General features: G+C 36.3%; 8 protein-coding genes. 4 read left to right on the top strand and 4 right to left on the bottom strand.

The genetic code is table 11. From position 1 onward, the window contains the following. Positions 1–728 precede the first annotated feature (728 nt). The gene (gene ppdK, locus ABWU23_RS01300) at positions 729–3,464 is read right to left on the bottom strand and encodes a pyruvate, phosphate dikinase (protein ID WP_353270669.1); all 2,736 of its coding nucleotides are present in this window, start codon (positions 3,462–3,464) and stop codon (positions 729–731) included. A gap of 210 nt (positions 3,465–3,674) precedes the next feature. Here ppdK and ABWU23_RS01295 point away from each other — a divergent pair, with 210 nt between their 5' ends. Further along, on the top strand, positions 3,675–4,526 hold the full coding sequence (locus ABWU23_RS01295) for an Rpn family recombination-promoting nuclease/putative transposase (protein WP_253309476.1): 852 nt from the start codon (positions 3,675–3,677) through the stop codon (positions 4,524–4,526). Between the two features lie 106 nt (positions 4,527–4,632). Here the strand turns inward: ABWU23_RS01295 and ABWU23_RS01290 are convergent, their stop codons facing one another. Continuing rightward, on the bottom strand, positions 4,633–5,988 hold the full coding sequence (locus tag ABWU23_RS01290) for a phosphomannomutase/phosphoglucomutase (protein WP_253309477.1): 1,356 nt from the start codon (positions 5,986–5,988) through the stop codon (positions 4,633–4,635). 130 nt (positions 5,989–6,118) lie between these two features. Between ABWU23_RS01290 and ABWU23_RS01285 the strand changes: the two genes are divergently transcribed. Both ABWU23_RS01285 and ABWU23_RS01280 read left to right on the top strand, forming a co-directional pair. Next, the gene (locus tag ABWU23_RS01285) at positions 6,119–7,069 is read left to right on the top strand and encodes a hypothetical protein (RefSeq protein ID WP_353270668.1); all 951 of its coding nucleotides are present in this window, start codon (positions 6,119–6,121) and stop codon (positions 7,067–7,069) included. Beyond that, positions 7,018–8,313 (top strand): hypothetical protein, encoded by a 1,296-nt coding sequence (locus tag ABWU23_RS01280; protein ID WP_353270667.1) that lies wholly within the window; start codon positions 7,018–7,020, stop codon positions 8,311–8,313. Before ABWU23_RS01285 ends, ABWU23_RS01280 begins: the two co-directional genes overlap by 52 nt. Positions 8,314–8,990: 677 nt before the next feature. Here ABWU23_RS01280 and ABWU23_RS01275 read toward each other — a convergent pair. After that, a complete protein-coding gene (locus tag ABWU23_RS01275) occupies positions 8,991–10,196 on the bottom strand; it encodes a hypothetical protein (RefSeq protein WP_410530052.1) in 1,206 nt (401 codons plus the stop codon). Here ABWU23_RS01275 and ABWU23_RS01270 point away from each other — a divergent pair. Beyond that, on the top strand, positions 10,087–10,311 hold the full coding sequence (locus tag ABWU23_RS01270) for a hypothetical protein (RefSeq protein WP_410530051.1): 225 nt from the start codon (positions 10,087–10,089) through the stop codon (positions 10,309–10,311). The genes ABWU23_RS01275 and ABWU23_RS01270 overlap by 110 nt on opposite strands. A 160-nt stretch (positions 10,312–10,471) precedes the next feature. Here ABWU23_RS01270 and lon read toward each other — a convergent pair whose 3' ends face one another. Further along, complete coding sequence (gene lon / locus ABWU23_RS01265; protein WP_353270666.1) at positions 10,472–12,922, bottom strand: endopeptidase La; 2,451 nt, start codon at positions 12,920–12,922, stop codon at positions 10,472–10,474. Positions 12,923–12,933: the final 11 nt, after the last annotated feature.

The raw sequence follows: 12,933 nt of genomic DNA, 5'->3' as shown, positions 1-12,933 counted from the left end.
TTGCACTATGTGCACTCTATGTCTTCACAATATTTCTGGGTTTTTACCTATATAAGCTGAAACGCGCTTATAAGTCGTTTAAGACAGTATAGTACGCCAATTTGCAGGATTAGAGAGTGACAACTAGCTAACACGGGGTTTCTTTTGCCTTTTTTTCTGCTTAGTAAATTTCTTAAACATTTGCAGCGTAGGTTAGTTGCAATTAAAAGCAGCTAAATTGCAGTGTTTAAGACTTAAAAAACGCCAAATACTGAAAATAGACAATGACTAGGGCTTCTTTTGCCTTTTTTTTCATTTGGTAAATTTCTTAAATATTTATGGCTAAACGACAACCGTCATCCCGCTACGTGTTAGCGGGATCTCTTGTTAGCGGCTGAGATACCGCGAATGAATCGCGGTATGACGGTTAAGTAGGGTGTCATCCCAGTCTGGAATCTAGTCTTGATTATGCAGCCACTTATTTAAAGTTAAGTTTCCTGGATCCCAGTGTCTGGGCACTGGGATGACAGAAGAAGGAGGCTACTTACATGACATCATTCTTTTTCCTGGATCCAAGTAGTCTGGGCACTGGGATGACATCATAGAGGCGCTGGCCCTGACAATCGTCATCCCGCTACGTGTTAGCGCCGCGGCGGTATAACGGTTAAGTAGGGTGTCATTCCAGTGCTTGACACAGTTGTCTAAGTGAGGAAAGTCACCAGTGGTTATATTATTGCTATATTTCTCACTTACCCAACAAACTTAGATTTTACACTAAAATGTGCTGCCACTAACTTTGCAACCGGTACTCTATAGGGTGAGCATGAAACATAATCCACCCCTGATTCGATGAGAAACTCTATAGATTTTGGATCTGCTCCATGCTCTCCACATATACCTAGTTTTATTTCTTTTCGGGTTTTTTTGCCTCTTTCAATGGCTACCTTGATTAACTCCCCTACCCCTTCGATGTCCAGCACTTCAAATGGATCATTGTCAAATATATTGCTTTCCTTATAAGAATCGAGGAAATTAACTGAATCATCTCTTGAAAGTCCCATGGTTGTTTGCGTTAAATCATTAGTGCCAAAACTAAAAAACTCTGCATGTTTTGCTAACTTATCAGCAATCAGTGCTGCTCTTGGTAGTTCTATCATCGTTCCAATTGAATAAGCCTTGTCTGATGTCATTCCAGCGCGTGACGCTGGAATCTGCGTCTGAATTCCAGCTGAGATGACAGAGGATTCTTTCTTTGCTAGCTCGCATATCAGAATAAATTCTTTCTCATTCATTATAAAAGGGATCATGATCTCAGGCTTGATTTCTACACTTTTTTCCTTTTTTAGCTCATTTGCAGCACTAAGTATTGCCCTAATCTGCATGCTATATATTTCAGGATGAGAAATGGCAAGTCTACAACCTCGATGGCCAAGCATTGGGTTCTTTTCTGACAACTGTGCTATTTTATTTTTTACTGATTCAACTGACTTACTAAGTGATTTGGCGATTTTTTCTATAGTAGACTGATTATTGGGTAAAAATTCATGTAAGGGTGGATCAAGCAACCGTATAGTGACTTCCCTACCCTCCATAATAGAAAATATTTCTTTGAAATCAGACTTTTGCATTTCTTCCAGTTTAATGAGCGCATTTGCCCTTTCATTTTCATCGTCAGCTATTATCAACTTTTGAATGAATTCGATTCTATCACTAGCGAAAAACATATGTTCTGTGCGACATAAGCCTATACCTTCTGCACCGAATTCTTTTGCAATTTTTGCATCTTTTGGAGTATCAGCGTTCGCTCTCACTTTGACCGTTTTGATTTCATCTATCCAGTTGATTATCGTTTTGAATTCTTGCGATAATTCAGGTGAAATTGTAGGAAGAATGCCAAGCATAACCTCCCCTGTTCCTCCGTTGATGGTAATTGGTTCACCTTTATTTACTTTTGTATCCCCCACAGAAAAGAAAGTTCCATCTTTATCGATATAAAGTCCACTTACACTGCAAATGCATGGCTTACCCATTCCACGGGTTACAACAGCAGCATGCGAGGTCATCCCTCCCCGTGCTGTTACTATGCCACTTGCAGCATTCATTCCATTAATATCTTCAGGACTTGTTTCTGACCTTACTAAAATCACTTTTTTACCCTGCTCTGCAGCTTTTTCAGCATCACTTGCACTAAACACTACATATCCAGAAGCAACCCCTGGAGAAGCCGGCAGTCCCTTCCCTATTACTTTTTGGTCACTCTTAACGTCAAGAACTGGATGCAATAAATTGTCAAAAGTTTTTGGATCAATTCTCAATATTCCTTCTTCTTTTGTAATCGTTCCTTCGTTTACCATATCAACTATTATGCGAATAGCAGCTTCAGCCGTGCGCTTGCCAGACCTAGTCTGCAAAATCCATAACTTACCGTCCTGCACAGTAAATTCGATATCCTGCATGTCTTTATAATGCCTTTCAAGTTTTTCACATACCACACATAATTCTCGGTAGACACTTGGCAGCAACTTCTCCATGGTGTTTTCTTGCTCTCCGTCAATTGGCATAGGAGTATAAACACCAGAAACCACATCCTCACCCTGAGCATTAACCAAAAACTCACCAAAAAGCTTTTTTTCTCCAGTTGAAGGATTTCGTGTAAATATCACACCAGTTGCAGAATTATCATTTAAATTACCGAAAACCATTGCTTGCACGTTGACCGCTGTTCCAAGGTTTTCAGGAATGTTATGTATTCTTCTATAGGAAACAGCCCTATCATTTTTCCAAGAGGTAAATACTGCATTAACTGAGTTTAACAATTGCTCTTCAACGTTCTGCGGAAAATATTTTCCTGTTTTTTCATGTACTATCCTTTTGAAATTGTTAACAATTCTCTTTAAAACATCAACATCAAGATCAGCTAAGCTTTTTGCTCCACTCTTTTGCTGATTATTATCAACAACATCTTGAAATAGGTGATGGTCAAGCTGTAGTACAACATTGGAGTACATCATAATGAAGCGGCAGTAGCTATCGTAAGCAAAACGTTCGCCACTTTTTTTTGCAAGCCCAACAACGGTTTCATCATTTAGACCAACATTTAAAATAGTATCAAGCATGCCCGGCATTGAACTAACACTACCAGAGCGTATTGAAACTAATAAGGGATTATTTAAATCCCCAAACTTACAACCGATGTCATTTTCGAGCATCGCCATGTAGTTTTTGATTTCACTACATATGTCATTCCAGTGCGTGACCACATTTTTTTCTGGATCCGAGTAGTCAGCTACTTGGATGACAGAAGATCTATTGTCTTGATAATAGACTTTGCAAGCAGAGGTGGAAATTGTGAAACCAGGTGGAACAGGAATGCCAACATTGCACATTTCTGCTAAATTTGCCCCCTTTCCTCCCAGCAGATTTTTCATTTCTGCATTGCCTTCGCATTTACCCTGGCTAAAGTAATGTATTAACTTTTCCCCCATCGTTTTCTCCGGATTTTCACTGATAAACACATTGTACATATAGTTCCAATAAACCTGTGAAGACTTGAAACCTTAGGATAATAAATTTTACAAAATTTTGCAACAACGTTCCTTCTGGCAACATCAGTAAAGTTAGCAAAAAAGATGACAAATTATTGAATTATTATCAATAAGAATATATAATATAAAGATACATTTAAAAATTTTTTTATGGCTCTTTCTAAATTTCTCGACCCCAAGAATGATGTTGCGTTCCGGCGTATTTTTGGTACTGAAAAAAATAAAGACATCCTCATTCACTTTCTCAATGATATTTTGGGGTTCACTGGCAAAGATGAAATAAAAGAAATAGAATTCCTCAGCACTATTCAAGATGCTGAAATTGCCTCTAAAAAACAAAGTATCGTTGATGTACTCTGCAGGGATGAAAATGGGGTGCAAGTAATAGTCGAAATGCAAGTTGCCAAAACTAAAGGCTTTGAAAAACGTGCTCAATATTACGCTGCTAAAGCTTATTCAAGGCAAGCTGATAAAGGTGATCAATATCATAATCTTAAAGAAATTATCTTTATTGCTATTGCTGATTGTATTCTCTTTCCTAATAAATCTGAGTATAAGTCAGATCATGTAATGTTAGACAAAGATAGCTATGAACATGATTTAAAAGATTTTTATTTTACATTTATTGAGTTACCAAAATTTCCTAAAACTAAAGAAGACCAATTGGAGAGTATAGTTGAAAAATGGATCTATTATTTTAAATATGCAGATGAAACTAGCGAAGAAGAATTGGAAAAGATAATAGGTAGTGATGTAATAATTAAAAAGGCATATGAAGAACTAAATAGATTCAACTGGTCAGAGAAAGAATTTATTGCCTACGAACAGGAAATAAAACGTATTCGTGATGAACGGGCTGTTCTTGAACAAAAACTTGATGATGCTAAAAAGGAAGGAAAAATTGAAGTTGCAAAAACAATGCTGGCTAATAATGTTGATGTCACCACTATTGTTAAGTTTACTGGCCTCTCCATGAGTGAGATCAAAGAATTGCAGAATTAAGTGGACCCGCAAACGGTTACACGAAATAATGCTGCAGCCTGACCAGGTGATAAGTACATTTAGCCTATTTATCTTTATACTTTCATGCCAATTTTATAAATCAAATTTATTTCTGTGAATAGCTACAATTTAAAGACCTTGCTTCATCAATGTAATGGAACAAAACCTTTTTAGTAAGTTCAAAACCTTCTAAAGTCTCTCCTTCGCATCTTGCTGTAATGCAGTTTTGCGTATTTGATACCCTAAGAAGCCACCAACCTTTATTATCGGTTACTTTAACACCATCAAGATCTGAAAATACAATATTTTGCTTCTCCAGTATTTTCTTTATTGATTCAATTATTTGAAATTTTTTCTCATCTTTCACTACAATCTTTACTTCATGAGTGATATATAACCTCGGTAAATCCTCAATTACCTGAGATAGGCTTTGGTTTTTCTTAAGCAAAATGTCAACTGCTTTAACAGCAGAATATAGCCCATCATCAAAACCTAGCTCAGAAAAGAAGAAGTGCCCGCTTAATTCACCAGCAAACTTTGCCTCTTCCTCTACCATCTTCTTCTTAACTAGTGAATGTCCAGTAGCGCAGGTAATAACTTGCCCTCCTAACTTACTAACAAAATCATGCACTTTCATACTCATTTTTACGTTGGCAATAACTTTGCTTTCTGGATATTCCTCCAACACTTCACGTGCAAAAATTATAAATAAATGGTCATTGGAAACAACACTGCCTTTATTATCAATTAAGCGCACCCTATCGCTATCGCCATCTAGCGCAATGCCAAGATCACATCCATATTCCTTCACAATGTCAATTAATTGAGCGAGATTTTTTTCCTCTATGGGATCTGGATCATGCAGTGGAAATGCCCCATCTATAGAGTTATTGGTTACGATGTGTGTATGACCAGGCAAGATCTTTTCAATATACCTTATAATTCCACTTGCTGGACTATTTCCACAATCCCAGGCTATTTTTAATTTCTGTGTAGTATCGTTCTTCACTGCACTTTTTAATATGCGAATGTACTCACTATATATATTTATGTTAATTAAGCTTCCAATCCTTGTACTGTCTTTAATTGGATTGCTTATAATTTCCTTTATCTCTTGATCTGAGAAGACTTTTTTATTACTAAAAAATTTAAAGCCATTGTATTCACTTGGGTTATGAGAAGCGGTTATTACAATACCAAGATCCGCCTGCGTGATTTGTGTTGCAGCGTAGAGCATAGGTGAAGAGCATAGTCCAACGCGTATAACATTTGCACCGGATAAAGTTAAGCCCCTAATTAATTCTCTTTCTATACCTGGTGAATCTATTCTGCTGTCGTAGCCGACACAAACACTAGCTACGGTTTGGCCAAACTTTCTACCTATCTCGTACCCATCATTAATCTGCAAATCTTTGCCTACTATACCTCTAATATCGTATTTTCTTATAATGGTATTGTCCATACTGCACTGCTTAAGGAGTAACTACTATATAACATAATGGACAAGTGCTCAAGTTTATTTACTCAACGATTAGTTGATTTTTTAAAAAAATCTGTTAATATTATAGTATACTTTTTAAAGATGCAAAATTATGCCACAGGAAAACGAAAATGTATTTATAGCTGAGAATCAAAGTCTAAATGTAGATGAACAGAAGAAAAATGATATTCTAAGTGTCATTGAATCTTGCAACGATCTTCAGGATTTTATTAAAAGACTGGAGGAAGAAAATTTAATCTGGTACTTTATTGGTCCTTTACGCAAAGATGAGGACATTACAGGACAGATAAATTTAAAGTGGGAAAAGGAGTTCCAAAAATTTGAGCAATCAATAAACACAATGCATAAAGAACTTAAGTCGTCTCTGCCTGGTCAAAATTTCTTAGCGTATTCAACAAAAGATAACGACTTCAAAATTAGATTTGAAAATGAAGAAAAACCAATAGAAATTAGCAATATTTTAAGAGCCAGCAGAGAAGGTAAGGTTTATAACATATCTTTAGAGAAAGATAGTCAAATAACTGCGACCAAAAAAGGCAGCGAAAGGCACTATGATTTTACTGGTTCAAGCTCATGTGAAATGACCATTAACTGGCAGGCTAAAGATTCTGAAGGTAACAGCATAGACTGTAGCATGATCGTAAAATTGGATTCTAGTGGTATACAAAGTGTCATTGGTGAGCCAAAGTTTGGTGATTTAAAGTTCACACCAGAGGAAATAAAAGATAAAATATTAAAATTAGTTGAGCAGAATAAAGAAGTTTTTATCAATGGAAAAACTCTGCATCAAGCTTTTACTGACATGTCCAGGAGTGTAGACGATCAGCAAGTACCAGCAGAGGAAATATTACAAAAGATCCACATATATCACCACAGTCACCTACACCAAGCAGCAGTGGGTATTCCTCTCCTAGCACACCTTCTTCACGTAGAAGTTCTTTCTCTAGTGTTAGTGAATTTAGTGATGAAGATGAAATACTTGAGGATGATATGTCTAGTGATGAAGAAGAGCATGAACAAGAAGGAGCAAAAGGTGAAGTAGACGAAATTGAGGAATTAGAGAAAGAAAAAGAAACATTTGCTAAATATTTTGCAGCGCAGGCAAAGCAGCTTGAGGATCTAAGATTAGAACGTGACTTCTTGAGAGATGAAGTTAATGAACAACGGCAAGTTATATCTGAAAAAAATCAAAGAATAAAGGAACAAGGTACTTTAATTGAGTCGCTTATGAGTAAAGAGCAATTAAAGAATCAAGAGTTAGTTAAGGAATTAAATCAACTGTACAAAGAAAAAGAAGATTTAGAAATGGCAATTCAGCAATCTGGTATAGGTAAAAAGTCTCTTGCAGATGAGATAGAAGAAGTGGAGAAAAATGAGAAAATAGAGAGTTTGAGAAAAGAAATTAAGCAGAAGGATGAAAAGATACAGCAGATAGTAAGAGAGAGCCAGAAATTAGAAGGAAAGCTTCAAGATTTAAGGGCAAAGTATTCGGAAGTAAAAAACGAAGATAGTGAGTATATTGAAAATTTAACCCGTAAACTAAAACAAGCTGAGATTGAATTTATCGATAATAAAGATAAGCTGACTGAGCAAATAGAAAAATTGGCAGAAGAAAAGGAAAATTTATTTAGACAATTAAGAGCAAAAAGTACAGATTCAACATCGTTCAGAAAGCAACAATCAGAAATAGATAAGCTTAAACAACAGCTTAAGGAAAAGGAAGGGATGTTAACGTGTACACAGGAAGAGCTGGCATCTGTCAAAGAGAGTCTAGAGCAACTGCAGAACATATTACAGCAGGAAAAAGGTCAGGCAACTCAAACTGAAGTTGAATATGAAAGTAGAGGAACAAGCATGCAGCAGCAAGACCAAGGTACACAAGCTGTAAACAACAACTCAAGCAGAATAGCTAATGGGTTAAGACAAGAAAACAAAAAATTGACTAGAGACAAACTAACTATATCTGAACAATTAAAACAAAAAATAAGAGAGATTGACGAGTTAAAGAAAAATTTAAAGCAATTACAAGAAGAAAATAAACAACTAAAACAAGAAGTTACTAAAAATGCAGGAGTTGATACACCATCTTCAACAGGTCAAAAAGAAGCTAAAGAAGCAGAAGTTATACCGCAAAACATTATGGATTGGCCTGTTCCAATTCCAGACGATAAACCGGAAGAGCAGAAAACTCCATTAGAGCCAATCAAGGTAAATACAGAATTATCAGATCCAAAATCAATCCCCGCTGAGGATCCAGAAAAATCTCCTCCTCTTTCAAAAGGATGAGTTTTGCTTCTATTGTTAACTATAGCTAAGACGTCATACCGCCACGGCGCTAACGAGTAGCGGAATGACGAGGTTATCGTCATTCCGCCGCGAACCGTCACACTGCCGCGGTATCTCACATAGATCCCGCTAACAAGCAGCGGGATGACAGCAATCCTACGTCATACAGCGATTCATTCGCGGTATCTCATCCGCTAACACGTAGCAGGATGACGATTGTCAAGGTGTCATCCGAGTAGCTTGACTACTTGGATCCAGAAAACTTAACTTTAAATAAGTGGCTGCATAATAAAGACTAGATTCCAGCGTCACGCGCTGGAATGACACCATTTTCGGTCTCTTAAATTGCTTTAGCTACAAACATTAAGAAATTTACCAAGCGGAAAAAAAGGCAAAAGAAGCCCCGTGGTGCGAGTTTTGACTCTATATTACTGTAAGTGGCGCTGTAATAATGTGCTAACGCTTAAAATAAGCGCGATTTGGCTGAATGTAGAAAAAATAAAAAAGACATGCAGCCGCTATAATTTTATGTAATCCGCCAATAAATACCTGAGTTTTTTACTGAATTTTGTCATTGAGCCTGCAGGTCAAAAACAAGTTTTGAGTCATAAATACCCTTATTGTCATAATAAGGGGGCTGGCGGAGTTTGTCAAGTAAGTTTTTTCGTTTCTATGGGTTAGTTGGTACGCGCTTTGCGTTTTAACAGATGTAAAAGCACAATTATTACGAACAACATTCCACCAATAACTGATATAGCTCCACCCGCAATAAAACAAGCACGTGCCAACATTGATGAAATACTTGGCAGATCTGCAACTTTTCTTAAGGCACCATATCCACCAAGCCATACAAGTCCAGTAATATGGAGAAAATGCCCCACACTGTAAGCATAAATCTGTAATCTTACCATGGAACTTTTTACCTCTTTAAAGTTTAATTTAGGTAACAGCCAATAAATGAAATTCATAAAAGCTATAGTGATCCCAACTACAGAACCATGATAATGAGCGGGAATGGTGACATTTCCTTCAATAGTCAGCACTCCAAGCACATCTCCATAAATGAACAATAAAAATGAATGTAATAAATAGTTGCTTTTATCATTAGTAAAAGTCCTGATGTTGCAGCACACTAATATTATCAAAAAGCACGGCAAAACTGCTCCAGCAATTCTCATATGCCAAGTAAAAAACTGTATTAACTTGGCGCTATCAATTGGATAAACAAAATATATAAACGATGCACCCATAGCCAAAATTGTGTTTATAAATAGTGGTAAAATAGTAATTTTATTGCTTGAAGCTAAACTAGCATCGCTTAACATTATTAAATAGACTAAAAACATTCCTTGAGTAAAAGCAAACTGCAATAAATGTCCGCCTCCCCAAAAGAGATATTCGTAAAACAAATTCTTATCTGAGTGATATAGACCTGGAGGCATATTTTGATATGCTAAAACAAAGCAAAGAAATGACGAAACAAGTGTAATAACCAGCCCAACTTGCCCCACAGAGAGAAATGAAACCTCTTTTTTTGATGTGTATGCTAGCATTGCATTTACTAATATACTGGTGGTAAACAAACCAAGACCAAATAAGAATAATTTGTTTTGTAACACGGGAATATAGTTACTTTTGATAACTTCAGTGTTTGGAACGAATGCAGATACAAACATCAGCAGCATCGAAAGGGTTGATAGAACCCATGAAAAGTTAAACCAACTATTGGTATTTTGTAGGTTTATGATAAAGAGCAGAGATATTATAGAGCACATCCACACCAAAATTGACAAATTCACGTGTATCACCAGCGCATTATCAAAGATATATTGTGCAGAAGGAACGAGAGAGGAGATAAAAGGCAATCGTAAAAAAATAACAATTATTGACAGTAACCCAGAGCAAGCAAGAGCACATACTGCTAAGAATATCCACTGTTTGCAAAGTGTAGCGTTATTTTGTATGTTGAGCACGGTCATTTTCTCTTTTTATTTTTGATTGATAAAGTATTATAATATAAAGCGCTATAAATTTTTCAAATTAATTGGCATTGATGAATAATATCACAGCAAAGCAGGTCATATCCTTATGGAATGCGCAAGTTGGTGGGTTTTTGCCGGACAAAAGAGAAATGGAGATTGTATAATATCTTCTTAATCTAATGCTTCAATGTTTCCGACATAGGAAAAGTATCATCTTTATTTTCTATAGAGGAAGGCACACTATTTTGATTATCACTATCAATTGGAATAGTAGGGTGCATTAAAGCAACTTTCATAACTTCATCAATATTCTTAGCAAAAACTACGTTGATCCCCTCTTTGATGCTTGCCGGAATCTCTTGCATATCTTTCTCATTTTCACTTGGTATAATCACAGTTTTGATTGATCCTCTGAGCGCTGCAAGCAATTTTTCTCTTAAGCCCCCAATAGCTAAAACTCTACCACGCAATGTCACTTCGCCTGTCATAGCAACATTTTTGTTAACTGGTATATTCGTCATAAGAGAAACAATAGACGTACATACCGCGCCGCCAGCAGAAGGGCCATCTTTTGGTACCGCACCCTCAGGTACATGTAAATGTATATCATTATTTTGGAATTTTTCGGGCTTTATACCAAAAAACAAACAATTTGATCGAATATAACTATACGCAGCTTTTATAGATTCTTGCATAACCTCTCCAAGCTTTCCTGTGTATTTTATTTCTCCCTTGCCCGGAATTAGGACTGATTCTATCATCAAAATATCACCACCTGTTTCAGTATAGGCAAGCCCAGTTACTACTCCCACTAAACTCTCATTTTCTGCAATACCAAAGGTATATTTACGTACCCCTAAATAATCTTGTAAATTGTCAACCCCTACGGATATTTTCTTATTTTTATCAGTCAATATTTCTTTAACTGCCTTTCTCATGAGCTTTGCAAGCTCCCTTTCCATACTCCGCACACCACTTTCACGTGTATATAAACGTATCAACTTGTATAACGCCTCATTAGTTATGTCCCATTCCTTCTGATACAAACCATGCTCCTTCTTTAACTTCGGAATAAGGTGGTGTGTAGCAATACTGATTTTTTCATCTTCAGTATACCCGGACAATTGTATAATTTCCATCCTATCACGCAAAGGATGTGGCAAATTTAAGCTGTTTGCCGTAGCTACAAACATTACACTTGAAAGATCAAACTCAACTTCCAAGTAATGATCCGTAAAGTGTTTATTGTGCTCAGTATCTAAAACCTCAAGTAATGCAGATGCAGGATCGCCACGCGAATCAGAACCCATCTTATCTATTTCATCAAGCAGAAAAAGCGGGTTGCATGAATTAGCTTTTTTCATATGTTGAATAATTTTACCAGGCATTGAGCCAATATAAGTTTTCCTATGCCCTCGTATCTCGGACTCATCACGCACACCACCAAGAGCTATGCGAACAAAATCTCTTCCTACTGCTCCTGCCATAGACTTAGCTAAAGAAGTTTTACCAACACCTGGCGGTCCAACCAAGCAAAGTATAGGACCTTTTATCTCTTTTACTCTTTTTAATACTGCTAAAAATTCTATTATCCTATCTTTTACTTTCTCTATGCCATAATGATTTTCATCTAAGATTTTCTTAGCTGCATTTAAGTTAATTTTTGCATCTTTGTACTTTCCCCACGGCAAATCAAGTAACCAATGCAAGTAACTAGATATAACTGTAGCTTCAGGAGAAATGGGATTCATTTTCTTGTATCTCTTCAAATCAGTTATAGCTTTCTCTCTTGCTTCCTGAGAAAGCTTTGTTTCATTTATCTTTTTTTCAAATTCATTGAGTATATTCCCTTCATTACCATTCTCAAATTCGTCTAATTCTTTCTGTATAGCTTTCAATTGCTCGTTAAGGTAGTAAACTTTCTGAGTGCTTTCAACTTGCGATTTAATTGTCTTATATAAACGGTTTTGTGCGTTCAAAATACTTATTTCTCCCTCAATAAAAGCAAAAGCTTTTTTTAAACGCTCTTTTGGGTCATAAGCCTCAAGTATGCTTTGTTTATCCGATACTTTTATATTTAAATGTGAAGCTACCGTGTCTACAAGTTGATCAACTTCTTTGATTTGATCAATGGGGTTAATGGCAACTTCAGGCTGATTTTTCTTGTTTAGCTTACACCAGCTATCGAACGCGTCTATAACAGATCGCCTTAAAGCTTCTAAATCAATATTGTCTTCATCTTCTTTATAATGATTGCCTAACTCTACCCTGGCTTGTAATAAAGTATGAGAGCTAATATATTCTACAACTCTTCCCCTTCTTATCCCCCGGATTATAACTTTTACTGCATTGTCAGGCAATTTTATTAATGGTTGTATAATGTTTGCTAACACACCTACTTCATAAAGATCTTCAGGCTCTGGATTATCAACAGAGCCATCTTTCTGTGCTACAAGAAAAATCTCATTTTGGTGACTACTACTACTTGTTGCATATTCTAGTGCATTAACAGATTTTTCTCTGCCTATGAATAAAGGCACCATTATATTTGGAAAAATTACTACATCTCTTAAAGGTAATACTGGCAATGCAGTAAAACTAGAGCTCACAGCACGTTCAATGTTCATAATATATGCCT

Source organism: Wolbachia endosymbiont (group A) of Hedychridium roseum (assembly GCF_964028325.1).
In the GTDB taxonomy this organism is placed as follows: Bacteria; Pseudomonadota; Alphaproteobacteria; order Rickettsiales; family Anaplasmataceae; genus Wolbachia.
This window is presented reverse-complemented; position numbering and strand designations above follow the sequence as displayed.

What these genes read in the sequence shown, in the direction of transcription:
- ABWU23_RS01285 (WP_353270668.1), top strand. Translation starts at nt 6,119, where the DNA reads ATGCCACAGGAAAACGAAAATGTATTTATAGCTGAGAATCAAAGTCTA.
- ABWU23_RS01280 (WP_353270667.1), top strand. Translation starts at nt 7,018, where the DNA reads ATGTCTAGTGATGAAGAAGAGCATGAACAAGAAGGAGCAAAAGGTGAA.
- ppdK (WP_353270669.1), bottom strand. Translation starts at nt 3,464, where the DNA reads ATGGGGGAAAAGTTAATACATTACTTTAGCCAGGGTAAATGCGAAGGC.
- ABWU23_RS01295 (WP_253309476.1), top strand. Translation starts at nt 3,675, where the DNA reads ATGGCTCTTTCTAAATTTCTCGACCCCAAGAATGATGTTGCGTTCCGG.
- ABWU23_RS01290 (WP_253309477.1), bottom strand. Translation starts at nt 5,988, where the DNA reads ATGGACAATACCATTATAAGAAAATACGATATTAGAGGTATAGTAGGC.
- lon (WP_353270666.1), bottom strand. Translation starts at nt 12,922, where the DNA reads ATGAACATTGAACGTGCTGTGAGCTCTAGTTTTACTGCATTGCCAGTA.